This window comes from Aquabacterium sp. (genome assembly GCF_049274795.1).
Taxonomy (GTDB): Bacteria; Pseudomonadota; Gammaproteobacteria; order Burkholderiales; family Burkholderiaceae_C; genus Aquabacterium.
This window is the reverse complement of sequence record NZ_JBASTH010000088.1, coordinates 51,227-74,375: the sequence shown is the minus strand read 5'-3', so window position 1 is coordinate 74,375 and position 23,149 is coordinate 51,227. Positions and strand designations below refer to the sequence as shown.

General features: G+C 68.4%; 14 protein-coding genes. 6 read left to right on the top strand and 8 right to left on the bottom strand.

What is annotated here, in order from left to right; genetic code table 11:
- Positions 1–37: 37 nt before the first annotated feature.
- The 5 genes from WAQ08_RS14475 to WAQ08_RS14455 form a co-directional block, all read right to left on the bottom strand.
- Positions 38–946 carry a hydroxymethylglutaryl-CoA lyase gene (locus WAQ08_RS14475; RefSeq protein ID WP_422192370.1) on the bottom strand — a complete coding sequence of 303 codons (909 nt, stop codon included), beginning with the start codon at positions 944–946 and terminating at the stop codon, positions 38–40.
- A gap of 35 nt (positions 947–981) precedes the next feature.
- Positions 982–3,069: an acetyl/propionyl/methylcrotonyl-CoA carboxylase subunit alpha gene (locus WAQ08_RS14470; RefSeq protein ID WP_422192368.1), complete on the bottom strand. Its 2,088-nt coding sequence runs from the start codon at positions 3,067–3,069 to the stop codon at positions 982–984.
- Between the two features lie 13 nt (positions 3,070–3,082).
- Complete coding sequence (locus WAQ08_RS14465) at positions 3,083–3,883, bottom strand: enoyl-CoA hydratase/isomerase family protein (RefSeq protein ID WP_422192366.1); 801 nt, start codon at positions 3,881–3,883, stop codon at positions 3,083–3,085.
- Positions 3,884–3,894: 11 nt separating this feature from the next.
- Entirely contained in the window at positions 3,895–5,517 is a 1,623-nt protein-coding gene (locus tag WAQ08_RS14460; protein WP_422192448.1) for a carboxyl transferase domain-containing protein, read from the bottom strand.
- Positions 5,518–5,584: 67 nt separating this feature from the next.
- Positions 5,585–6,379 (bottom strand): TetR/AcrR family transcriptional regulator, encoded by a 795-nt coding sequence (locus WAQ08_RS14455; RefSeq protein WP_422192364.1) that lies wholly within the window; start codon positions 6,377–6,379, stop codon positions 5,585–5,587.
- A 242-nt stretch (positions 6,380–6,621) separates the two neighbouring features.
- On the opposite strand from WAQ08_RS14455, the gene WAQ08_RS14450 reads away from it, so the two are divergent.
- Both WAQ08_RS14450 and WAQ08_RS14445 read left to right on the top strand, forming a co-directional pair.
- Positions 6,622–10,278, top strand: a complete 3,657-nt coding sequence (locus WAQ08_RS14450; RefSeq protein ID WP_422192362.1) for an indolepyruvate ferredoxin oxidoreductase family protein — start codon at positions 6,622–6,624, stop codon at positions 10,276–10,278.
- Positions 10,279–10,436: 158 nt separating this feature from the next.
- The gene (locus tag WAQ08_RS14445; RefSeq protein ID WP_422192361.1) at positions 10,437–12,308 is read left to right on the top strand and encodes a sensor domain-containing diguanylate cyclase; all 1,872 of its coding nucleotides are present in this window, start codon (positions 10,437–10,439) and stop codon (positions 12,306–12,308) included.
- Between the two features lie 57 nt (positions 12,309–12,365).
- Here the strand turns inward: WAQ08_RS14445 and cphA (WAQ08_RS14440) are convergent, their stop codons facing one another.
- Together cphA (WAQ08_RS14440) and cphA (WAQ08_RS14435) are read right to left on the bottom strand one after the other, a co-directional pair.
- The gene (cphA, locus tag WAQ08_RS14440) at positions 12,366–14,942 is read right to left on the bottom strand and encodes a cyanophycin synthetase (protein ID WP_422192359.1); all 2,577 of its coding nucleotides are present in this window, start codon (positions 14,940–14,942) and stop codon (positions 12,366–12,368) included.
- 25 nt (positions 14,943–14,967) lie between these two features.
- On the bottom strand, positions 14,968–17,187 hold the full coding sequence (cphA, locus tag WAQ08_RS14435) for a cyanophycin synthetase (RefSeq protein WP_422192358.1): 2,220 nt from the start codon (positions 17,185–17,187) through the stop codon (positions 14,968–14,970).
- A gap of 184 nt (positions 17,188–17,371) precedes the next feature.
- On the opposite strand from cphA (WAQ08_RS14435), the gene WAQ08_RS14430 reads away from it, so the two are divergent.
- The 4 genes from WAQ08_RS14430 to WAQ08_RS14415 are packed head-to-tail and all read left to right on the top strand — an operon-like array spanning position 17,372 to position 21,208.
- On the top strand, positions 17,372–19,654 hold the full coding sequence (locus WAQ08_RS14430) for an ABC transporter ATP-binding protein (protein WP_422192357.1): 2,283 nt from the start codon (positions 17,372–17,374) through the stop codon (positions 19,652–19,654).
- Complete coding sequence (locus WAQ08_RS14425) at positions 19,651–20,169, top strand: DUF1854 domain-containing protein (protein WP_422192356.1); 519 nt, start codon at positions 19,651–19,653, stop codon at positions 20,167–20,169. The genes WAQ08_RS14430 and WAQ08_RS14425 overlap by 4 nt, the downstream gene beginning before the upstream one ends.
- 55 nt (positions 20,170–20,224) lie before the next feature.
- Positions 20,225–20,542, top strand: a complete 318-nt coding sequence (locus WAQ08_RS14420) for a 2Fe-2S iron-sulfur cluster-binding protein (protein ID WP_422192354.1) — start codon at positions 20,225–20,227, stop codon at positions 20,540–20,542.
- Between the two features lie 30 nt (positions 20,543–20,572).
- Positions 20,573–21,208 (top strand): flavin reductase family protein, encoded by a 636-nt coding sequence (locus WAQ08_RS14415; protein WP_422192352.1) that lies wholly within the window; start codon positions 20,573–20,575, stop codon positions 21,206–21,208.
- Positions 21,209–21,283: 75 nt separating this feature from the next.
- On the opposite strand, the gene leuA is transcribed toward WAQ08_RS14415, so the two are convergent.
- The gene (leuA, locus tag WAQ08_RS14410) at positions 21,284–22,981 is read right to left on the bottom strand and encodes a 2-isopropylmalate synthase (RefSeq protein ID WP_422192351.1); all 1,698 of its coding nucleotides are present in this window, start codon (positions 22,979–22,981) and stop codon (positions 21,284–21,286) included.
- Positions 22,982–23,149: the final 168 nt, after the last annotated feature.

The following is a 23,149-nucleotide window of genomic DNA, read 5'->3' as shown; positions in this document are numbered from 1 at the left end:
TCTCCTCGGTGAGTGTCCGTGTCGTTGGTCGGTGTGTTCAGGCGCTGGCGCGCTTGGCCAGCAGCGCACGGGCCACGCGCGAGGCGGGCGGGCGGCCCAGCACGCCGCTGATGAAGGCACCGGCATCGACCAGCGCGTCCAGGTCCAGCCCGGTGTGGATGCCCAGGCCGTGCAGCAGGTAGACCACGTCTTCCGTGGCCACGTTGCCGGTGGCGCCCTTGGCATACGGGCAGCCGCCCAGGCCGGCGATGCTCGCGTCGAAGGTGTGGATGCCCAACTGCAGGCAGGCGTGGATGTTGGTCAGGGCCTGGCCGTAGGTGTCGTGGAAGTGGCCGCTCAATTCGGCCAGCGGCACGTGCTTGAGCGTGGCCTCCATCACCGCGCTCACGCGGCCGGCCGTGCCCACGCCGATGGTGTCGGCGATGCCGATGTGGTCGCTGCCGATGTCCAGCAGGCGGCGGGCCACGTCCACCACCTTGTCGATGGCGATCTCGCCTTCGTAGGGGCAGCCCAGCGCGCAGGACACGGCCGCGCGCACGCGCAGGCCATGCTCACGCGCGGCCTGGGCCACCGGGCGGAAGCGCTCGATGGACTCGGCAATGGAGCAGTTGATGTTGCGCTGGCTGAAGGCTTCGCTCGCGGCCGCGAAGATCACGACCTCGTCGGCCTTGGCGGCGATGGCGCCTTCGAAGCCCTTCATGTTGGGCGTGAGCACTGAGTAGCGTACGCCGGGCTGGCGCTGGAGGCCGGCCATGACCTCGGTGTTGTCGCCCATCTGCGGCACCCACTTGGGGCTGACGAAGCTGGTGACCTCGATCTGTTTCAGTCCGGCAGCCTGCAGGCGGTGCACGAGTTCGATCTTGTGGGCAGCGGCGACGGGCTGGGCTTCGTTCTGCAAGCCGTCGCGCGGGCCGACGTCGACGAGCTGGACATGGGTGGGGAGCATGGGGCGTGTCCTGGGGGTGTCTGTGTTGTGCGTGTTCAGGCGGAGGCATCCAGGCGCAGCAGCTCCGTGCCTTCGGCCACCTGGTCGCCGACCTGGCACAGCAGCTCGGCCACGGTGCCGTCGCGCGGAGCGCTGAGCGTGTGTTCCATCTTCATCGCTTCGGTGACGACCAGCGGCTGGCCCTTGCTGACCTGCTGACCCGCGGACACGAGCAGGGCCAGCACGCGGCCGGGCATCTGCGTGACGAGCTGGCCGACGTGGCTGTCGCCTCCGGTGCTGCGCGAGAAGGGATCGATCAGGGAGAGGCGGGTATGCAGTGTGTCGCCGAACACCTCGATGGTGGCGCCATGCTGGTGGATGCTGAGGCGGCGGCGTTCACCATTGATGGTGATGTCGAACTGATCGTGGCTCAAGGGTTGGATCCGGAGCGTGTGCCGCTCGTCGGCGATCTCCAGGGCCAAGCTGCCATCGCGGTGGTGGGCGAGTACAGCGTGCAGCGGTTCGCTTTGGCCTTGCACGGCCAAGTCCAGCCAGCGTCGGCCTTGGCCGGCTTGCAGGCGCCAGCCGTCGGATTGTGACCAGGGCGAGGCGAAGGCGAGGTTGGCTGCGGGGGACGCGTTGTGGGCAGAGCCTTGTCCTGAGCGGTCGCTGTCGCCACGGCTTGTGTCGCCGGGATGCAGCAGGCGTGCGGCCGCCGCAGCGGCCAGCCAAGCGGGCGACGAGTCGCGCGGTGCAAACAACGTGGCCTGCTCCCGCTCGATCAAGCCCGTGTCCAGCTCGGCCTTGGAGAAGGACTCCGTGGCCGCCACACGCCGCAGGAAGTCCACGTTGGTGTGCAGCCCGCCCTCGCCCAGATCGCTGATGTGCAGGTGCGCCAGCGCTGTATCCAGCCGGGCCAGTGCCTGCGCACGATCCGGTGCCCACACGATGAGCTTGGCGATCATCGAGTCGTAGTGCGGCGTGATCTCATCTCCCTCGCGCACGCCGCTGTCGATGCGTACGTCGGCACGCGTGAAGGCCGATGCTGATGGCGTGCGCAGCAGGTTCAAGTGACCAATGGCCGGCAGGAACTGCTGGTCCGGGTTCTCGGCGCAGATGCGGGCCTCGATGGCGTGGCCGTGGATGCCCAGCTGATCCTGCGTGACGGGCAGCGGCTCGCCCGCCGCCACGCGCAACTGCCATTCAACCAGGTCATGCCCGGTGATGGCCTCGGTGACGGGGTGCTCTACCTGCAGGCGCGTGTTCATCTCCATGAAGTAGAAGCGGCCCGTCTCGGCGAAATCGTGCTCGACGATGAACTCCACCGTGCCCGCGCCCACATAGCCCACGCTGCGCGCGGCAGCGATGGCTGCGGCTCCCATGGCGGCGCGGTGCTCGGGCTTCATGCCAGGGGCGGGCGCTTCTTCCAGCACCTTCTGGTGGCGGCGCTGCACGGAGCAGTCGCGTTCGAAGAGGTGCACGTAGTGGCCCTGCGTGTCACCGAACACCTGGATCTCGATGTGGCGCGGGCGTTGCAGGTAGCGCTCGACCAGCACCTGCGCGCTGCCGAAGCTGGCGGCGGCTTCGCGTTGGCACGAAGCGAGGGCCGCGTCGAAATCGGCCTCGCTGCGCACCACGCGCATGCCCTTGCCGCCACCGCCCGCGCTGGCCTTGATCAGCACCGGGTAGCCGATGCGTGTGGCCTGCTCGCGCAGGAAGGCGGAGTCCTGCTGGTCGCCGTGGTAGCCGGGCACCAGGGGCACGTCGGCCTGTTCCATCAACTGCTTGGCCGCCGACTTGCTGCCCATGGCCGCGATGGCCGAAGCGGGCGGGCCGATGAAAGCGATGCCGGCATCGGCGCAGGCCTGGGCGAAATCTTCGTTCTCGCTGAGAAAGCCATAGCCCGGGTGCACGGCCTGGGCGCCGGTGGCCTGCGCGGCAGCCAGGATCAGGTCAGCACGCAGGTAGCTGTCACGTGCGGCGGCGGGGCCCAGGCGCACGGCCTCGTCGCAGGCCTGCACGTGCGCGGCGTTCGCGTCCGCATCGGAGTAGACGGCCACGGTGCGGATGCCCAGGCGGCGTGCTGTGGCCGCGACTCGGCAGGCAATCTCACCGCGGTTGGCGATCAGGATTTTGTTGAACATGGTGTTGTCGTCCTCACGCCTTGGATTGCCACGCGGGCGAACGCTTGTCCAGGAAGGCGCGCATGCCTTCGCGGCCTTCATCGCTGGCACGCACGTCGGCGATGATCTTCGCGGTGCGCTCGCTCAGGGCCGGCTCGATCACGGCATCGGCGATGTCGTGGATCAGGCGCTTGCTGGCGCGCACGGCCTGCGGGCCGTTGGCCGCGATGGCCTGCACCAGTGCATCGACCTTGCCGGGCAACTCGTCAGCCGAGCACACCTCGTGCACCAGACCCAGGTGCTGCGCCGTGGCAGCATCGAAGCGCTCGGCGGTGGTGAAGTAGCGGCGCGCGTTGCGTTCGCCGATGGCGCGGATCACGTAGGGGCTGATGGTGGCGGGGATCAGGCCCAGCTTCACCTCCGACAGGCTGAACACGGCCTCGTGCGCCGCGACCACGATATCGCATGTGGCGGCCAGGCCCACGCCACCGCCGTAGCAGTCACCCTGCACCTGGCCGATCAGCGGCACAGGGCAGGCGGCCAGCGTCCACAGCAGGTCGGCCAGGCGGGCACCGTCGGCGCGGTTTTCGTCCCAGCTGTAGTCGGCCATGGCGCGCATCCAGTTCAGGTCGGCGCCGGCGCAGAAGGCCTTGCCGTGCGCACCCAGCACCACGGCGCGCAGGCCATCCTCGGCCGCCAGCGCCTGGAAGGTGGCCGTGAGTTCGGTGATCACGTCGGCGTCGAAGGCGTTGCGGCGCTCGGGGCGGTTCAGGCGCACGGTGGCCACGTGGCCGCCGGCCAGGTCCTGCCGTTGAATGTCGAGAGTCGAGTTCATGGTGATCGGGCTCACATGCGGAAGACGCCGTAGCGCGTCTCGGCGATCGGTGCGTTGAGGCTGGCGCTCAGGCCCAGGGCCAGCACGCGGCGCGTGTCGGCGGGACGGATCACGCCGTCGTCCCACAGGCGGGCCGAGGCATAGTAGGGATGGCCCTGCGCTTCGTACTGCTCGCGGATCGGGGCCTTGAAAGCGGCTTCGTCATCCGCCGACCACTGCCCCCCCTTGCCCTCGATGCCATCGCGCTTGACGGTGGCCAGCACGCTGGCGGCCTGCTCGCCGCCCATCACGCTGATGCGCGCGTTGGGCCACATCCACACGAAGCGCGGATCGAAGGCCCGGCCGCACATGCCGTAGTTGCCCGCGCCGAACGAGCCGCCGATGATCACCGTGAACTTCGGCACCGCCGCGCAGGCCACGGCCGTGACCATCTTGGCGCCGGCCCGCGCGATGCCTTCGTTCTCGAACTTGCGGCCCACCATGAAGCCGGTGATGTTTTGCAGGAACACCAGCGGGATCTTGCGCTGGCAGCACAGCTCGATGAAGTGCGCGCCCTTGTTGGCGCTCTCCGAGAACAGGATGCCGTTGTTGGCGATGATGCCCACGGGCATGCCCTCGATGTGCGCGAACCCGGTGACCAGCGTGGTGCCGTAGCGCGCCTTGAACTCGTCGAATTCGGAGCCATCGACCAGGCGGGCGATCACCTCGCGCACGTCGAAGGGCTTGCGCGTGTCAGTGGGGATCACGCCGTCGAGTTCTTCGGCGGCGTACAGAGGCGGTCGTGCAGCTTGCAGTGCTTGCTGTAGTTCGCCGGGCTTGTTGTAGCTGGAGCGATTGAGCCGCGCCACGCTCTGCCGCGCGATGGCCAGCGCATGCAGGTCGTCATCAGCCAGGTGATCGGCCACGCCCGACAATCGCGTGTGCACATCGCCACCGCCCAGGTCTTCGCTGGTCACGACCTCGCCCGTCGCGGCCTTCACCAGCGGTGGGCCACCCAAAAAGATCGTGCCCTGGTTCTTCACGATGATGGTCTCGTCGCTCATGGCGGGCATGTAGGCGCCGCCGGCCGTGCACGAGCCCATCACCACGGCGATCTGGGGGATGCCCAGGGCGCTCATGTGTGCCTGGTTGTAGAAGATCCGGCCGAAGTGATCGCGATCAGGAAAGACCTCGTCCTGGTTGGGCAGGTTGGCGCCACCGCTGTCCACCAGGTAGATGCAGGGCAGGCGGTTGGTCCAGGCGATTTCCTGCGCGCGCAGGTGCTTCTTGACGGTGAGCGGGTAGTAGGTGCCGCCCTTCACGGTGGCGTCGTTGCAGACGACCATGCATTCCACGCCGGCCACGCGGCCGATGCCCGCGATCACGCCGGCGCAGGGTGACGCGTTGTCGTACACGTTCAGCGCGGCCAGCGGGGCGATCTCCAGGAAGGGCGAGCCGGGGTCGAGCAGGCGTGCCAGGCGATCGCGCGGCAGCAGCTTGCCGCGCGAGAGGTGCTTGGCGCGTGCGGCCTCGCCGCCGCCTTGCGCGATGCGGTCGAACTGAGCATCCAGGTCGGCCACCAGGGCCTGCATGGCCTGGGCGTTGGCGCGAAAGCTCTCGGCGCGCGGGTTGAGCTGGGTGACGATGGCGGGCATGGTGGGCATGGTGGGCGTCGGGCTCGGTGTTCTTTCGTGGGCTTGATGGCTGTGCGACGTGGCGGCGTCAGAAACTCGCCAAGTGCTGGTTCAGCCGTGCCATGGCGGCAGCAACCTCGTCGCGGAACTGGGCGTGGGCCTGGGCAGCATCAAGAGGGGGATCGCTGGCTGCTGCTGGGGCGGTGCCAGCACGATCTTGCGTAATGGAGGGCAGAGCGGCCGGCAGTACCAGCGCGCTCCAGACCAAGGTGGTCAGTTGCTCGGCGGTTTCGTCGATCGACGGCCGCCGCTGCGCCGTGATCGAATCCCACAGCACATGCTCCATCGAGCCGTAGACCAGATCGCGCATCAGCCGCAGCGGCATGTCCTGGCGGATGCGGCCCTCATCACGCGCCTGGGCCAGCGCCTCCATCAGCGGCGCGGTGTAGCGGCGCTTGCAGTCGGTGATCACCTCGGCCAGTTCGGGCGCGGTGGCGCGGGCCTCGCCCAGCACCAGGGCGCACATGCCGGAACCATCGGCCAGCAGGGTGACCAGGTGCTGGCGGATCACGTAGGCCAGCTTGGCGCGCACGCCCTGCAGACGAGGCACCTGTGCTTCCAGGTCGCCGCTGATCTCGTCGTACCAGTCGGAGATCACCTGGATGCACAGCTCGCGCTTGCCCGCGAAGTAGGTGAACACCGTGGCCTCGGACACGCCCGCCTTCTCGGCGATCTGCGCGGTGGTGGCGCGCTGGAAGCCGTGCTCCGAGAACACCGCGCGGGCGGCGGCCAGCAACTCGGCCACGCGCTGCTGCGACTTGGCTCGCCGGGGGGCGGTGCGCTGCAGAGGCGTGCGGGGCTGCTGGAGGTCAGTGGCGGGCATGGGTTTGATATTTGAGTGCTGCTCAATTATCAGCAGCCATGGCCTGGCGTCAATCGGGGTTCACAGGCAAAACAACACGAAAAATAGTGAGTGAAGGTCAAGAATAAGGGTTTTCCGGCAGCAAACCAGTACCCACGTTGCCCGCGTGCTGCCTACACTGAACCCGTGGATCCCTGCCGAGCGCACGGGTCGCCACAAGCGGCCTGGAGAGCGACACGGCACATCCCGCGGAGGTTGTGCGCATGAACGCTCCCTTGCCCGAATCGGTGCTCAAGGCCCTGGCTTCCCTCAGCCTGGACGACAAATACGCGCAAGAGCAGGGCCGCGTCTTCATGAGCGGCATCCAGGCCCTGGTGCGGCTGCCCATGCTGCAGCACACGCGCGACACGATGGCCGGCCTGCACACCGCCGGCTTCATCAGCGGCTACCGCGGCTCGCCCCTCGGCGGTTACGACCAGGCCTTGTGGAAGGCACGCGAGCACCTCGAATCACACAACGTGGTCTTCCAGCCCGGCGTGAACGAAGAGCTGGGCGCCACCGCCGTGTGGGGCACGCAGCAGCTCGATCTCTATCCCGAACACAAGCGCTTCGACGGCGTCTTCGGCCTCTGGTACGGCAAGGGCCCGGGGGTGGACCGCTGCTCCGATGTCTTCAAGCACGCCAACATGGCCGGCACCGCGCGCCTGGGCGGCGTGATCGCCGTGGCGGGTGACGACCACGTGGCCAAAAGCTCTTCCGTGGCGCACCAGAGCGACCACATCTTCAAGGCCTGCGGGCTGCCGGTGTTCTTTCCCAGCACCGTGCAGGAGATCCTGGACCTGGGCCTGCATGCCTGGGCCATGAGCCGCTTCTCGGGCCTGTGGGCCGGCATGAAGACGATTCAAGAGGTGGTCGAATCCGCCAGCAGCGTCTCGGTCGATCCGGACCGCGTGCGCATCGTGATGCCGGAGGATTTCTATATGCCCGCCGGCGGCCTGCACATCCGCTGGCCCGATTCGCCGCTCGATCAGGAAGCGCGGCTGATGGACTACAAGTGGTACGCCGCGCTGGCCTACATCCGCGCCAACCGGCTCAACCACACGGTGATCGACTCGCTGCACGCGCGCCTGGGCCTGATCGCCAGCGGCAAGGCCTACAACGACCTGCGCCAGGCCTTGGTGGATCTGGGGCTTGATGACGCCACCTGTGCGCGCGTCGGCCTGCGCGTGCACAAGGTCAACGTCGTGTGGCCATTGGAGGCGACCACCACGCGCGAGTTCGCCACCGGCCTGCAAGAGATCCTGGTGATCGAAGAGAAGCGCCAGGTCATCGAATACCAGCTCAAGGAAGAGCTCTACAACTGGCGCGAGGACGTGCGCCCCAACGTGCTGGGCAAGTTCGACGAGCCCCTGGGCGACCAGACCGGCGGCGAGTGGTCACGCGCCAACCCGGCGGCCCACTGGCTGCTGCGCGCCAAGGCCGACCTGAACCCATCATTGGTGGCGCGTGCCGTGGCGCAGCGCCTCGATGCGCTGGGCCTGAAGGCCTTGCTCGATGAAGACACCCGCCGCCGCATCGACGAGCGCCTGGCCCTGATCGAGGCCAAGGAGCGCGTGGCCCTGAACGTGAGCACTGCCCAAGGCGGCAAGGCCGCCACCGACCGTGCGCCCTGGTTCTGCAGCGGCTGCCCGCACAACACCTCCACCCGCGTGCCCGAAGGATCGCGCGCCATGGCCGGCATCGGCTGCCACTACATGGTGGTGTGGATGGACCGCAGCACGAGCACCTTCACGCAGATGGGCGGCGAGGGCGTGAGCTGGGTGGGCCAAGCGCCCTTCACCACCGAGCAGCACGTGTTCGCCAATCTGGGCGATGGCACCTACTTCCACTCGGGCCTGCTGGCCGTGCGCCAGAGCATCGCGGCCAAGGTCAACATCACCTACAAGATCCTCTACAACGACGCGGTGGCCATGACCGGCGGCCAGCCGCTGGACGGCAGCCTGGGCGTGCCCGCCATCAGCCGCGAGCTGCACGCCGAGGGCGTGGGCCGCATCGCCATCGTCAGCGATGAGCCCGAGAAGTACGACAACTGCACCGACCTGGCCCCGGGCGCCACCGTGCACCACCGTGATGACCTTGATGCCATCCAGCGCCAGATGCGTGAGCTGCCCGGCTGCACCATCATCATCTACGACCAGACCTGCGCCACCGAGAAGCGCCGCCGCCGCAAGCGCGGCACCATGGCGCAGGCCACGAAGCACGTCGTCATCAACGAGTTGGTGTGCGAAGGCTGTGGCGATTGCTCGGTGCAGTCCAACTGCCTGAGCGTGGAGCCGGTGGACACGGCGTTCGGCCGCAAGCGCCGCATCAACCAGAGCACCTGCAACCAGGACACCACCTGCGTGAAGGGCTTCTGCCCCAGCCTGGTCACGGTCGAAGGCGGCACGCTGCGCAAGAAGCACAAGGCCGACAAGACCATGCCTGTTCTGCCGGCAGACCAACTGCCCGAGCCCACGGTACCGCGCACCGCCAGCGCCTACGGCATCGTCGTGGCCGGCATCGGCGGCACGGGCGTGATCACCATCGGCCAGTTGCTGGGCGTGGCCGCGCACATCGAAGGCAAGGGCATCGTCACGCAGGATGCGGCCGGCCTGGCGCAGAAGGGCGGCGCCACCTGGAGCCACATCCAGATCGCCGATTCGCAGCAGGCCATCCACACCACGCGCGTGTCCACTGGCGCGGCCGATCTGGTCATCGCGTGTGATCCGTTGGTGGCGGCGCAACCGGCCACGCTGGGCACCATGGCCAATGGGCGCACCCGCGTGGCGCTGAACGTACACGGCACGCCCTCGGCCGCCTTCGTGAAGAACGCGCAGTGGCAGTTCCCTGGCGGGCATTGCGACAGCCTGATCGATGCTGCCGTGGCCGGCCCCGGTGATGGCGCCATGGCTGATGGCGAGGCCCTGGGCGCCGATGACCAGCCCATCCACGCCGTGGGCCGGCTCGATGCCAACCAGCTCGCCACGGCCTTGTTGGGCGACACCATCTATGCCAACCCGCTGATGCTGGGCTATGCGTGGCAGAAGGGCTGGGTGCCGCTGAGCCGCGCCGCCATCCTGCGCGCCATCGAGCTCAACGAGGTGCAGGTGGCCAACAACCAGGCCGCCTTTGAATGGGGGCGCTGCGCCGCGCACGACCTGGCCGCCGTGCAGCGACTGGCCTTGCCCGCGCAGCCCGTGCAGTGGACACCCAAGAAGGCTGACAAGCATGAGTCGCTGGAGGCCGTGGTCAACCGCCGCGCCGAGTACCTCACGGCCTACCAGAATGCCGCCTACGCCCGCCAGTACGTCGATTTCATCGACCGCGTGGCCGAGGTCGAGCAACCTCTGGGTGGCCAGGCGCTCACGCTGGCCGTGGCCCGCAACCTCTTCAAGCTGATGGCCTACAAGGACGAGTACGAGGTGGCGCGCCTGTTGAGCGATCCCGCCTTTCAGGCGCAGATCGCTCAGGATTTCGAGGGCGACTACAAGGTGGCCTTCCACCTGGCACCGCCCACGCTGGGTGAAGCGAAAGACGGCACCCGCCCGGCCAAGCGGCGCTTCGGTGCCTGGATGCAGCCCGCCATGGGCCTGCTGGCGCGCTTCAAGGGCCTGCGCGGCACGCCGCTCGATCCCTTCGGCCACAGCGCCGAACGCCGTGCCGAGCGCGCCCTGATCGCCCAGTACCGCGGACTGATCCAGGGCCTGCTGGGCCAGCTCAACGCCGAGCGGCTGGCCCGCGCCGTCGAGATCGCCCGTGTGCCGGAAGACATCCGTGGCTTCGGCCCGATCAAGCACCAGGCCATGGACGCCGCGCAGGCACGGTGGGCAGCCCTGCTGCGTGACTGGCTGCGCGAGGAGATCGCCCGCACGGCAGCCTGAGGCTTGGCCAGCACGCCGAAACCCTGCAAACCGTGGAAAACCGGACCATCGGCTTGTCCGAAAAATGAAAACACGCCCCTTTGTGAGACGGTGTAACGTAAGCTCGTGGCCATGCTGCTCTGTCTCGCAAGCCGCGGCATCGCCTTGAAGGCAGCGGCATGAGTCTCCCGTGCATCCAGCCTTGGCGTGGGAGGGCAGAGCGCGCCGCCATCTGGCGTTTCGGGCTGGCCTGCCTGCTGTTCATGGCCCTGGCCTTCTCGGGGCTGAGGGCCCAGGCGTCCACGCCATCAAGCCAGCCCATCGGGGATCAGATCCAGAGCGTGGCGCTGGGGACGGAGCTGCAGGTGCTGCACGATCCCGATGGCACCCTGGATGTGGCGCACGCCCGTGCCGACGCCACACGCTGGCGCGATCACGATCGATCGACCTTCAGCCCAGGCTTCTCGCCTGGCCGCTGGTGGGTGCGCGTGCGGGTGAGCAATGACCAGGGGCAGCGCCTGCAGGCCGTGCTGGATATAGGCTCTTCGCTGCCGGACCGCATCGAGGTCTGGCAGCTCGACATGGCGGGCAATGTGCTGCGCCAGGATGTGGCGGGCGACCGTGTGCCGCTGGATGAATGGCCGCTGCGCCAGCGCACGCCGGCCTTTCCCGTGTGGCTCGACGCTGGCGAGCAGCGCGATCTCTACCTGCGCCTGAGCAGCCACGATGGCCTGCAGGAGGCCATCACGCCAGTGCTGCGCACGGCCGAAGCCCAAGCCTCTCATGCCGGCAACGAATCGCTGGCGTTCGGCCTGTACTTCGGCCTGCTGATGGGCATGCTGGCCTACAACACCTTCCTGTGCGTGTCGGCGCGTTCCCGGGCCTTCGGCTTCTACGTGCTGCACCTGGCCAGCTTTCTGGTGTGGTCCTTCACCTTCCGTGGCTTCGGGTTGCGCTACCTGTGGCCGGAGCACCCCGATCTGAACAACCAGATCCTGGCGGCCAGCGTGGGCGCGGCCATGGCCACCGTGGGGCTGTTCCAGATCTACTACCTGGATGTGCGGCGCCAGGCGCCCCGGCTGTTCAAACTGCTGGTGGCCGTGGTGGTGCTGAACCTGCTGTGCATGCTGCCGCCGCTGTTCGGCGTCTATGCACTGTCCTTCGGGTTGATCATGCTGGCGGGCTTCGCCTTCGTGGTGGTGGGCGGCGTGTGCACCTTGTACCTGTTGAGCAAGGGGTCCCGCCCGGCCTTCTACATGACCCTGTCCTTCGCGGCCCTGAGCACGGGCATGCTGCTGTACTACTTCAGCGTGCTGGGCGTGCTGCCCGCCGGCTGGGTCACGGAGTACGGCCTGGAAGTGGGCGCCTCGTTGCAGGCTCTGCTGCTGGCCTTCGGTGTGGCCGACCGGCTCAACACGCTCAAGTCACAGAAGCTGCGGGCCGAGCATGAGGCCCTGATGGCGCAGAAAGCACTGGCCACGCGGCTCGATGCCCTGGTGCGCCAGCGCACCGAGGATCTGGAGCAGGCCAACCAGCGCCTGGCGGCCCTGTCCATCACGGACGAACTCACGGGTGCCTTCAACCGGCGGCACTTCAACCAGGTGTTCGCCGACGAGGTGGCGCGTCACCAGCGCCACGGCACGCCGCTGGTCTTCAGCCTGTTCGATGTGGACCACTTCAAGGCCTACAACGACCGCTATGGCCACCAGGCCGGGGACGAGGTGCTGCGCAGCATCGCGCAGGCCGTGCGCCAGCGCCTGCGCCGCAGCGGTGATCTGCTGTTCCGCCTGGGCGGCGAGGAGTTCGGCGTGCTGCTGAGCGTGGAGCACACGCTGGAAGGTGGCCGCACCTTCGTGGAGGAGCTGTGCGAGGCCATCGAGGCCATGGCCATCACGCATGAGGACTCAGCCCACGGCGTGGTCACCGCCAGCTTCGGGCTGATGCTGCTGGGCCCGCAGGACACGGGCCTGGCGCCTGATGCCATCTATGCCCGGGCCGACGAGCTGCTCTACCAGGCCAAGATGGACGGGCGCAACCGCGTGGCCAGTTGAGGCCGCGTGTTGCATCGGCCCGCCCTCAGCGTCCTCAGGGTAGGGCGGGCACCTGCTTCAGCAGGTCTCTTCGATGCGCTGCGCCAGATGCGCCAGCGATTCTTCCACCTGGTCCACCAGCACCAGGCACAGGTCGCCTGGCTCCAGGCGCTTGAGGGCCGCATCGATGGCGATGAACTCGCCATGGATCTCTTCGACGTGCTTGGTGCGCGGCGCACCCTTGAGGCCGTCGCGCAGCAGGCTCAGTACTTCGCCGTCTTCACGGCCACGCTGGCAGGCGTCCTGGAACAGGATCACCTCGTCGAAGGCCTTGCCCAGGATGGCGGTCTGCTCGCGGATGTCGTCGTCACGGCGGTCGCCGGCACCGCTGATCACCACGCTGCGGCGCTTGGCCGGCATCGCGTTCACAGCCTCGACCAGGGCGCGCATGGCGTCCGGGTTGTGGCCGTAGTCGGCGATCACGGTGGCGCCCTTGTAGTCCATCACGTTGAAGCGGCCGGGGGCGTTGTCAGCGTCGTTGGAGAAGCTGGCCACGCCGCGGCGGATGGTGTCCCAATCCAGCCCCGTGCTCCAGGCCGCGCCGATGGAGGCCATGGCGTTGTCCACCTGGAAGCCGATGGTGCCGTTGCGCGTGAGCGGGATGTCGCGCAGCGGGATGTTCTCGCGCCAGGCGCCTTCGCAGGCCACGATGCTGTCGCCATCGACGCTCAAGGTGCGCTTGCCCTGGGCACGGTGCGTGGCCAGGATGGGGTGGTGGTGGTCCGCCGCGAAGAAGATGATGCCGCCCGGGCACTTGGGCGCCATGGCCGCCACGATGGGGTCGGCGGCGTTGAGCACCGCGTAGCCCGTGGGCGCCACGTTCATCACGATCACGCGCTTGAGCACGGCCAGGTCTTCCACCGTGGTGATGTAGTTCAGGCCCAGGTGGTCGCCGGCGCCGATGTTGGTCACCACGGCGGTCTGGCAACGGTCGAAGCCCAGGCCCTCGCGCAGCATGCCGCCGCGCGCGGTTTCCAGCACGGCCGCGTCCACGTCGGGGTGCATCAGCACATTGCGGGCGCTTTTGGGGCCGGAGCAATCGCCGCTGTCGATCTGGCGGCCGTCCACATAGACGCCATCGGTGTTGGTCATGCCCACGCGCAGGCCGCTGGTGGCCATCAGGTGCGCGATCAGGCGGGTGGTGGTGGTCTTGCCGTTGGTACCTGTCACGGCGACCACGGGCACGCGGCCGTCATCGCCGTTCTTGAACAGGTGCGAGATCATGGCCTCGCCCACCTGGCGGCCCTTGCCGTAGGACGGCGACAGGTGCATGCGCAGGCCGGGCGCGGCGTTCACCTCGACGATGCCGCCATGCTGGCCTTCGAGCGGCTTGTGCACGCTCTCGCACACCACGTCGACGCCGCAGATGTCCAGGCCCACCGTCTGTGCGGCCGCGATGGCGCGGGCGGCCACCTCGGGGTGCACGTCGTCCGTCACGTCGGTGGCGGTGCCGCCGGTGCTCAGGTTAGCGTTGTTGCGCAGGATCACGCGGCGGCCCTTGTCGGGCACGGACTCGGGCGTCAGGCCCTGCACATCAAGCCGCGCCACGGCGATCTCGTCGAAGCGGATCTTGGTGAGCGAGGTGGCGTGGCCTTCGCCACGGCGGGGGTCGGCGTTGACCAGGTCGACCAGCTCGCGCACGGTGTGCTCGCCATCGCCGATCACATGGGGCGGATCGCGGCGCGCGGCGGCCACCAGCTTGTCGCCCACCACCAGCAGGCGGAAGTCGCTGCCGGGCAGGTACTTCTCGACCATCACCTCGCCGATCTCGGCGGCGGCGCGGTAGGCCATGTCCAGATGCTCGCGGCTGACGATGTTGACCGTCACGCCCTTGCCCTGGTTGCCGTCCTGCGGCTTGCAGACCACGGGCAGGCCGATCTCCTGGGCGGCGGCCCAGGCATCGTCGGCATCTGTGACCGGGCGGCCGATGGGCACCGGCACGCCGGCGGCAGCCAGCAGGGTCTTGCTCAGGTCCTTGTCTTGCGCGATGGATTCGGAGACGGCGCTGGTGGAGTCGACCTCGGCCGCCCAGATGCGGCGCTGGCGCGAGCCCCAGCCCAGTTGCACCAGGCTGCCGGTCGTCATGCGGCGGAAGGGGATACCGCGGGCGATGGCGGCGTCCACGATGGAGCCCGTGCTGGGCCCCAGGCGCACGTCTTCATCGAGTTCGCGCAGGCGGCCGATGGCGGCCTCGACATCGAACTGGCCCTCAGCGCCCTGGCGCGCGGCCTGGACCAGCGCTTCGGCCAACTCCAGGGCCAGGCGGCCCACGGCTTCTTCTGTGTACTCGACCACCAGCTGGTAGATGCCGGGCTCGACCGTGGCGGCCGTGCGGCTGAAGGTGACCGGGCAGCCCGCCTGGGCTTGCAGCGCCAGGGCCGTGGCCTCCAGCACGTGGGCCAACGGGATCTGATCCGGGCGGCCATCCGGGCGCAGCGCACCGATGGCGGGGAAGAGTTCACGCAGGCGCTTTTCAAGGCCGGGCAGGGTGGCCAGGGAGCGCTCTTCGGGTTCGCAGCGCACGATCGCCTCGACGGCGGTGTGGCGGCTCCAGAGGTTGGGGCCGCGCAGGGCCCGGATGCGGGATACGTCCATGGTGGCGTGTCTTCTTTCTGGCGGCTCAGCGGGCCTGGTGGATGGTGCCCAGCGGTTGGGGCGCCGGTGCCGGTGCGGTCAGGCAGGTTTCGATGCCGGCGGCGATCAGCTCGGGCGAGATGCCCAGGGCCCAGGCGGTGGCGATGGCGGCCATGAGCACCGGCGGGCCGTAGTCTTCGCACAGGCGCTTGACGGCGGGACTGTCCAGCGGGACGCTGGGGATCTGGGCGGCGCCTTCGGCCAGCACCAGGCGGCCATGCTGGGCCAGCACGGCCCGGCCGCCCTTGGCGCGGTGGTCGGCGATGGCGGGCAGCGAGGGATCCTGGCTGTAGAAGATCACGTCGCCGTCGCACAGCTCGGCCATCTGCACCAGGCGGGCGTCGTCGGCGTTGAGCACGGCCACGCCCTCGGGCATCACCACGTCTACCTGCGTGCGCAGCACCTTGAAGAGCTGGTCGGTCTCGCGGATGTCATGGCGCTCCAGGCCGGTGATGTCCTGCAGGTCGGTCACGATGCCGACCAGGCAGCGGTCATAGGCCAGGCCGTCGTCGAGGATGGCGGCGGGGCTGGTTTCCAGCACCACGGTGTTGACCTCGCGGTTCATCAGCAGGCGCCGGCCGGCGGCCCAATTGGCACCGGGGCGCTGGTCGATCTGGCGGCTGCCCAGGAACAGGCCGTCCTGGCAGGCCAGGCCCACGTGGCGGCCGCTCAGGTGCAGCAGCCAGGCCACCAGGCGGGCGATGGTGTTGGTGCCCTGCGAGCCGGCGATGCCCACGATGGGGATGCGGCCGGTGGCGTCTTCATCGAACAGGTGGTCGACGATGGCGCGGCCCACGGGGCGGGGCAGGCCCAGTGCGGGCTTGAGGTGCATCAGCAGGCCGGGGCCGGCGTTCACCTCGACGATGGCGCCGCCCTGGAACTGCAGGGGCTTGGCGATGTCCTGGGCCACCATGTCGATACCGGCGATGTCCAGGCCCACCACACGGGCGGCCAGGCTGGCGGCATAGGCCACCTCGGGGTGCACGTCGTCCGTGCAGTCGATGGTGAGGTTGCCGTTGCGCTGGATCAGCACGCGCAGGCCGGCGGCGGGCACCGAGTCGGCGTCCAGGCCCTGGCGCTGCAGCAGCAGGCGCATGGCCGGCTCACGCGCCAGCACGATGGTTTCCAGCGGGAACTCCTCGGCCTCGCCGCGGCGGGGGTCGCTGTTGAGTTGGCTGTCGATCAGGGCGGCCACGGTGTGGCGGCCATCGCCGGTGATCCACAGGCTCTCGCCACGGGTAGCAGCCACCACCTTGCCGCCGACCACCAGCAGGCGGTGCTCGTTGCCGGGCACGAAGCGCTCGACGATGACCTCGCTGCCCTCTTTTTGCGCCACGTGGAAAGCGGCTTCCACATCGGCCTGGGTGCTCAATTCAAGAGAGACGCCCCGGCCATGGTTGCCGTCCAGCGGCTTGACCACCACGGGCAGGCCGATGTTTTCGGCGGCTTCCCAGGCCTCTTCAGCCGTAGAGACGATCTCGCCCTGAGGCACCGGCACGCCGCAGGATTGCAGCAGCGTCTTGGTCAGGTCCTTGTCGCGGGCGATGCCCTCGGCGATGGCGCTGGTCAGGTCGGTCTCGGCCGTCCAGATGCGGCGCTGGGCGGCACCGTGGCCCAGCTGGACCAGGTTGCCCTCGTTCAGGCGCAGGTGCGGGATGCCCCGGTCGATGGCGGCGTTCACGATGGCCGCGGTGCTGGGGCCCAGGTAGCAGTCGTCGATCTGGCCCTGCACGCGGGTCACGGCGGCGGCCACGTCGAAGGGCGCATCGCCCTCCTTGAAATTGATGGCGGCCGTCAGCAGGGCGTGGCCCTCGGTCAGGGCGCTGCGCGCGACCTGCTCATCCCGGGCGCGGAACACCATGCGGTAGACGCCGGATGTGCTGGTCTCGCGGGTCTGGCCGAAACCGGTGGGCATGCCCGCCAGGTTCAGCAGCTCGATGACCACGTGCTCCAGGATGTGGCCGGCCCAGGTGCCTTCTTCCAGGCGTTGCAGGAAGCCGCCGCGCTCGCCGACGCCGCAGTGGTGCTCGACCAGATTGGGCAGCCAGTTGGTCAGGCGATCGTTCAGGCCGGGCAGCTTGTTGGAGGGGAACTCTTCGAGTCGGCCAAGGTCTAGCCAGACTTCGAGCACCGGACGGTAGGTCCAGATGTTGGGGCCGCGCAGGTAATTGATGCGCAGCAGCGAGATCTCGTGTGGTGTGCTCATGGAGGGCAGCGGGGGCGGGCGTCCGTTTGTTGGGCCGTCTTGTCGGCGAGGGTCGCGTTCTGATCGTTATTGACGGATTGGGCCCTTTCAACGACCCGAGATTGTGATGGCGCGATCGGCGAAAATGCCAGTCCCCGATGAGGGAACGTGCTGTCCTGCACAGCCGTGTCCGACCCACACCACCATGCACCAACACCCTAGCGCCGATGCCCGCGGCAAGCCGGTCGACCCCTTCGGGGTGGCCGCGCAAGCTCCGAACGCCGGTCTTGCTCCCGAAGAGAACGTTCTGGCCACGCTGGAGGTTGACCTCGACGAGCAACTTCGCTTCACAAAACGCGTTTTGACGCTCAGCAGCCGCCGTCTGGCCTTCCTGGATCGTGAATGGTTGCTGAACAAATCCCTGGCCTTGCGCCTATCAGACCACGCCGGGGTGGGGAGTCTGGAGCTCCATGACGGCGAAATCCGCCTGGCGGTGTGGCATTTCACCCTGGGCGCCCAGGTGCAGGCCAACCGGCTGGTGGAACAGTTCGAGCGCGCCCAGGCGGCCACCGCCGGCCAGGCCCAGCCTGAGGACGACGACACCGCCCAGTGCCCGACCTGCCATGCCCCGCTGCCACCCGACAGCGAAGAGTGCCCCACCTGCGCCCGCGAACTGACGACGCCCCCCTCCACCTGGGTGCTGCTGCGCCTGTGGCGCTTCGCCAAGCCCTACCAAGCCCAGCTGATCACCGGCTTTCTGCTGACCCTGGCCTCCACCGGCGCCACCCTGGTCGCCCCCTACCTGACCATCCCGCTGATGGACAAGGTGCTGATTCCCTTCCAGAACGGGCAGGCCATCGACCCCTGGCTGGTCACCTGGCTGCTGAGCGGCCTGTTCGGCTCCGCCGTGCTGGCCTGGGGCCTGAACTGGGCGCGCACCTACCTGCTGGCCCTGGTGTCCGAGCGCATCAGCGCTGACCTGCGCACTGCCACCTTCGACCACCTGCTCAAGCTGTCGCTGGACTACTTCGGCAGCAAGCGCACGGGCGACCTGATGTCCCGCATCGGGTCCGAAACCGACCGCATCAGCGTCTTCCTGTCGCTGCACGCCCTGGATTTCGCCACCGACGTGCTGATGATCGGCATGACGGCACTGATCCTGTTCTCCATCAACCCGTGGCTGGCGCTGGTCACCCTGCTGCCGCTGCCCTTCATCGGCTGGATGATCCACCTGGTGCGCGACCGCCTGCGCACCGGCTTCGAGAAGATCGACCGGGTCTGGGGCCAGGTCACCAACGTGCTGGCCGACACCATCCCGGGCATCCGCGTGGTCAAAGCCTTTGCCCAGGAAAGCCGTGAGTCCAAGCGCTTCCGCGAGGCCAACGTCCACAACCTGGAGCTCAACGACAAGCTCAACAAGACCTGGTCGCTGTTCTCGCCCACGGTGGCGCTGCTGACCGAGATGGGGCTGCTGGTGGTCTGGGCCTTCGGCATCTGGCTGGTGTCGCACCAGCAGATCACCGTGGGTGTGCTCACGGCCTTCATCGCGTACATCGGGCGCTTCTACGGCCGGCTCGATTCCATGAGCCGCATCGTGTCCGTCACGCAGAAGGCGGCGGCGGGCGCCAAGCGCATCTTCGACATCCTGGACCACGTCTCCAACGTGCCCGATCCGGTCAACCCGGTGGCGCTGCCCACGGTGCAGGGTGGCATCCAAATGGAAGGCATCGGCTTCCGCTATGGCAGCCGCACCGTGATCCGCGACCTGAGCCTGGACATCCGCCCTGGCGAGATGATCGGCCTGGTGGGCCACAGCGGCTCGGGCAAGAGCACGCTGGTCAACCTGATCTGCCGCTTCTACGACGTGAGCGAGGGCGCCATCAAGGTCGATGGCGTTGATATTCGCCGCGTGGCCGTGGCTGATTTCCGCCGCCACATCGGCCTGGTGTTGCAGGAGCCCTTCCTGTTCTTCGGCACCATCGCCGAGAACATCGCCTACGGCAAGCCCGACGCCACCCGCGAGGAGATCGTGGCTGCCGCCCGCGCCGCGCACGCGCACGAGTTCATCCTGCGCCTGGCCAACGGCTATGACTCGCTGGTCGGTGAGCGCGGCCAGGGCCTGTCGGGTGGTGAGCGCCAGCGCATCTCCATCGCGCGCGCGCTGCTGATCGACCCGCGCCTGCTGATCCTGGACGAGGCCACCTCGTCCGTGGACACCGAGACGGAAAAAGAGATCCAGAAGGCGCTGGACAACCTGGTCAAGGGCCGCACCACCATCGCCATCGCCCACCGCCTGTCCACGCTGCGCAAGGCCGACCGGCTGGTGGTGATGGACCGCGGCCAGGTGGTCGAGGTGGGCCCGCACGACGAGCTGATGGCCAAGCAGGGCGCGTACTGGCGCCTGTACGAGGCCCAGGCCCGCAAGGAGCAGGAAGCTGCTGCCGTGCTGGGTGACGACAGCGATGGCGACGAGGGAGACGGCGTATGAGCGCGTTCGACAAGACATCCGGCGGTGTGGCCGGTGGCGCCGCACCTGGCCAGCCGGCCTGGCAACTGGCCCGCAATCCCTTGGGCCGCCTGGTGCTGACCGATGCCGAGGGCATCGCCCATGCCGGCGTGGTGCCCGTGCGCGCTTTCCCGATCGCCGCGCCGGACGAGGGCGTGTCCCTGGTCGCGCCCGACGGGCACGAACTGGCCTGGGTGCCGCGCCTGAGCGCCCTGGCCACGCCCGCGCGCCAACTGATCGAGGAAGAGTTGGCCGTGCGTGAGTTCACCCCGGTGGTCCAGCGCATCGAGGCCGTGTCCACCTTCGCCACGCCCAGCGTCTGGACGGTGGGCACCGACCGGGGCCGCACGGCGTTCGTGCTCAAGAGCGAGGACGACATCCGCCGCCTGGAGCGTGGTGCGCTGATGATCACCAGCGGCCACGGCGTGGCCTTCGTGGTGCGAGATCGCTTCGCGCTGGACGCGCATTCGCGCAAGCTGCTCGACCGCTTCCTCTGAGCGGCTGTTGCTGTTCCACGCCGTCCGCTTCACGCCTCAAGCCAATCGCCCAAGCATGGCCGACGACACCGCGCCCACCGAGTTCGAGGCCACCGTGCTGCCGGCCGGCTGGTGCTTCACCGCACAAGCCGGTGTCTCGCTGGTCACCGCCGCGCAGCAGGCCGGCATCCGCCTGGCCCGCTCGTGCCGCAATGGCACCTGCCGCGCCTGCCTGTGCCACCTGCGCAGCGGCCAGGTGCGCTACAGCATCGAGTGGCCCGGCCTCAGCATCGACGAAAAGGAAGAAGGCTGCATTTTGCCCTGCGTGGCGCAGCCGTTGACCGACGTGGTGCTCGACGCACCCAACGCCACGCTGATCGACCCTGTGGCCTGATCCACGCATCCCCTTGAAAGAAGCCGCCGCATGATCATCGACATGGACCAGACCAGCACGGGCCGCGCCTACCAGTGGCTGGCCTCCACTGTCACGCCCCGGCCGGTGGCCTGGGTGTCCACGCTGTCGGCCCAGGGTCAGGGTAATCTGGCGCCTTTCAGCTTCTTCCAGGTGATCACGGGTGATCCGCCCACGGTGATGCTCAGCCCGCTGCACCGGGGTGATGGCGGCCTGAAGGACACGGTGCTCAACATCCAGGCCACGGGCGAGTTCACGATCAGCTTGGTGCCCTTCGCCTTGGTCGATGCGATGAACGAGTGCTCGGTGAGCTACCCGCATGGCGTGAGCGAGTTCACCCAGGCCGGCGTGCAGCCTGCCGCCAGCACGAAGGTGAAGCCCCCGCGTGTGGCCGCCTCGCCCGTCAGCCTGGAGTGCGTGGCCGTGCAGTGCCAGCCCTATCCGGCCGACAAGCCGAGCTGCCACCTGATCCTGGGCCGCGTGCTGACCATGCACATCGACGAGGCCGTGCTGGGTGAGGACGGCCGCGTGGACCCGGCCCGGCTGGACCTGGTCTCGCGCATGGGCGGTGACTGGTATGGGCGCACCAAGGCCGAGGCCAACTTCACGCTGGGCCGGCCTGCGGGGTGGGATCAGGCCCAGCGCTGAGCCCGGATCGCAGCGCACGGTTGCCAAAGGCCACGGATGCTGCCTGCATCCGCACCTCGGCATCCGTGGCCTGGCTCAGGCCGCTGCCTTCACCGCATCCCGCCGCACCAGGCGGTTCACGCCCTGCATGATGGCCTGCATCGCGGCCGCCACGATGTGCACGTCACGGCCCGCGCCGAACGTGGGCGGCGCCTTGCCGATGGCCACCTCGATCAAGGTCAGCGCTGTGGCCTGTGCGCCGGCCGTCTGCGCGTGTTCGTGGAAGTCGTCCACACGCAACTCGCCATGCAGCAGGCCTGACTTGTTGAACGCGTCCACTGCCGCCGATACCGGCCCGTTGCCCTGGCCGCGCAGCGTCATCGCATGGCCCTGGTGGGTCACCTCCAGCACCACGTGCGTACCGTCGGCGCCATCGTCACTGCGGTGGCCGCGCAGCACCCAGTCCTGCGCGCCGCCATCGGGCGATGCGATGTACTCGCGCTCGAACAGCGACCACAGCCGGTCGGCCGTGAACTCGCCGCCCTCGGCGTCCGTCTCGCGCTGCACCACGCCGCTGAACTCCACCTGCATGCGGCGCGGCATGCTGATGCCGTGGTGGTTCTCCAGCAGGAAGGCGATGCCACCCTTGCCCGACTGGCTGTTCACGCGCACCACCGAGTCGTAGCTGCGGCCCAGGTCGGCCGGGTCGATGGGCAGGTAGGGCACTTCCCAGACGCCATTGGGATCCTGCGCCGCGAAGCCCTTCTTGATCGCATCCTGGTGCGAGCCCGAGAAGGCGGTGAACACCAGATCACCCGCGTAGGGGTGGCGCGGGTGCACGGGCAGTTGCGTGCAGTCTTCGGCCACGCGCGCGATCTCGTTGATGCTGGAGAAATCCAGGCCCGGGTGCACGCCCTGGGTGTAGAGGTTCAGCGCCAAGGTCACCAGGTCCACATTGCCGGTGCGCTCGCCATTGCCGAACAGGCAGCCTTCCACGCGCTGGGCGCCGGCCATCACGGCCAACTCGGCGGCGGCCACGGCTGTGCCCCGGTCGTTGTGCGGGTGCACGCTCAGGATGATGGCGTCGCGGCGCGTGAGGTTGCGGTGCATCCACTCGATCTGGTCGGCGAACACATTGGGCGTGGACACCTCCACCGTGGTCGGCAGGTTGATGATCACGGGCTTCTCAGCGGTGCCGCCCCAGGCGTCCACCACCGCGTCGCACACCTCGCGGGCGAAGGGCAGTTCGGTGGCCATGAAGGTCTCGGGGCTGTACTCGAAGGTCCAGTCGGTTGCGGGCCGCTCGTCGGCCAACTGGCGCATCAATGTCGTGGCGCGCACGGCCATGGCCTTCACCTCGGGCTGTTCCAGGTTGAAGACGATGCGCCGCCAGGCGGGGGCCGTGGCGCTGTACAGGTGCACGATGGCGCGCGGGGCACCACGCAGCGATTCGAAGGTGCGACGGATCAGGTCTTCGCGGGCCTGGGTCAGCACCTCGATGGTCACGTCGTCAGGGATGAGCTTGTCCTCGATCAGGCGGCGCACGAAGTCGAAATCCGTCTGCGAGGCCGAGGGAAACGCCACCTCGATCTGCTTGAGGCCGATGCCCACCAGCGTCTGGAACATGCGCAGCTTGCGCTCGGCGTCCATGGGCTCGAACAGGGCCTGGTTGCCGTCGCGCAGGTCGGTGCTCATCCACACCGGCGGCGCGGTGATGGTGCGGTTCGGCCAGGTGCGGTCTGGCAACTGCACAGGCGGGAAGGCTTGATACTTGGTCGAAGGGTTCTTGAGCATCGGGACACCTCTTGGAAAAGTTGGAAGGCTTGGTTTTTCGGGTTTTGACGAGAGGCCCGAAGTGCCGTCCGAGAGGTTCGATCTGTTCGACTCGATTTGTGCGGCGCACAAATGAAAACCCCGGCGGAGGCGACCTCGAGCCGGGGTTGTTGGCCTGACAGGGTGGGT

Excerpts from the sequence above, each read along its gene's own strand:
- leuA (WP_422192351.1), bottom strand. The coding sequence starts at position 22,981 with ATGCTCAAGAACCCTTCGACCAAGTATCAAGCCTTCCCGCCTGTGCAG.
- cphA (WP_422192358.1), bottom strand. The coding sequence starts at position 17,187 with ATGAGCACACCACACGAGATCTCGCTGCTGCGCATCAATTACCTGCGC.
- WAQ08_RS14470 (WP_422192368.1), bottom strand. The coding sequence starts at position 3,069 with ATGTTCAACAAAATCCTGATCGCCAACCGCGGTGAGATTGCCTGCCGA.
- WAQ08_RS14450 (WP_422192362.1), top strand. The coding sequence starts at position 6,622 with ATGAACGCTCCCTTGCCCGAATCGGTGCTCAAGGCCCTGGCTTCCCTC.
- WAQ08_RS14455 (WP_422192364.1), bottom strand. The coding sequence starts at position 6,379 with ATGCCCGCCACTGACCTCCAGCAGCCCCGCACGCCTCTGCAGCGCACC.
- WAQ08_RS14445 (WP_422192361.1), top strand. The coding sequence starts at position 10,437 with ATGAGTCTCCCGTGCATCCAGCCTTGGCGTGGGAGGGCAGAGCGCGCC.
- WAQ08_RS14430 (WP_422192357.1), top strand. The coding sequence starts at position 17,372 with ATGCACCAACACCCTAGCGCCGATGCCCGCGGCAAGCCGGTCGACCCC.
- WAQ08_RS14420 (WP_422192354.1), top strand. The coding sequence starts at position 20,225 with ATGGCCGACGACACCGCGCCCACCGAGTTCGAGGCCACCGTGCTGCCG.
- cphA (WP_422192359.1), bottom strand. The coding sequence starts at position 14,942 with ATGGACGTATCCCGCATCCGGGCCCTGCGCGGCCCCAACCTCTGGAGC.
- WAQ08_RS14415 (WP_422192352.1), top strand. The coding sequence starts at position 20,573 with ATGATCATCGACATGGACCAGACCAGCACGGGCCGCGCCTACCAGTGG.
- WAQ08_RS14460 (WP_422192448.1), bottom strand. The coding sequence starts at position 5,517 with ATGCCCGCCATCGTCACCCAGCTCAACCCGCGCGCCGAGAGCTTTCGC.
- WAQ08_RS14475 (WP_422192370.1), bottom strand. The coding sequence starts at position 946 with ATGCTCCCCACCCATGTCCAGCTCGTCGACGTCGGCCCGCGCGACGGC.
- WAQ08_RS14465 (WP_422192366.1), bottom strand. The coding sequence starts at position 3,883 with ATGAACTCGACTCTCGACATTCAACGGCAGGACCTGGCCGGCGGCCAC.
- WAQ08_RS14425 (WP_422192356.1), top strand. The coding sequence starts at position 19,651 with ATGAGCGCGTTCGACAAGACATCCGGCGGTGTGGCCGGTGGCGCCGCA.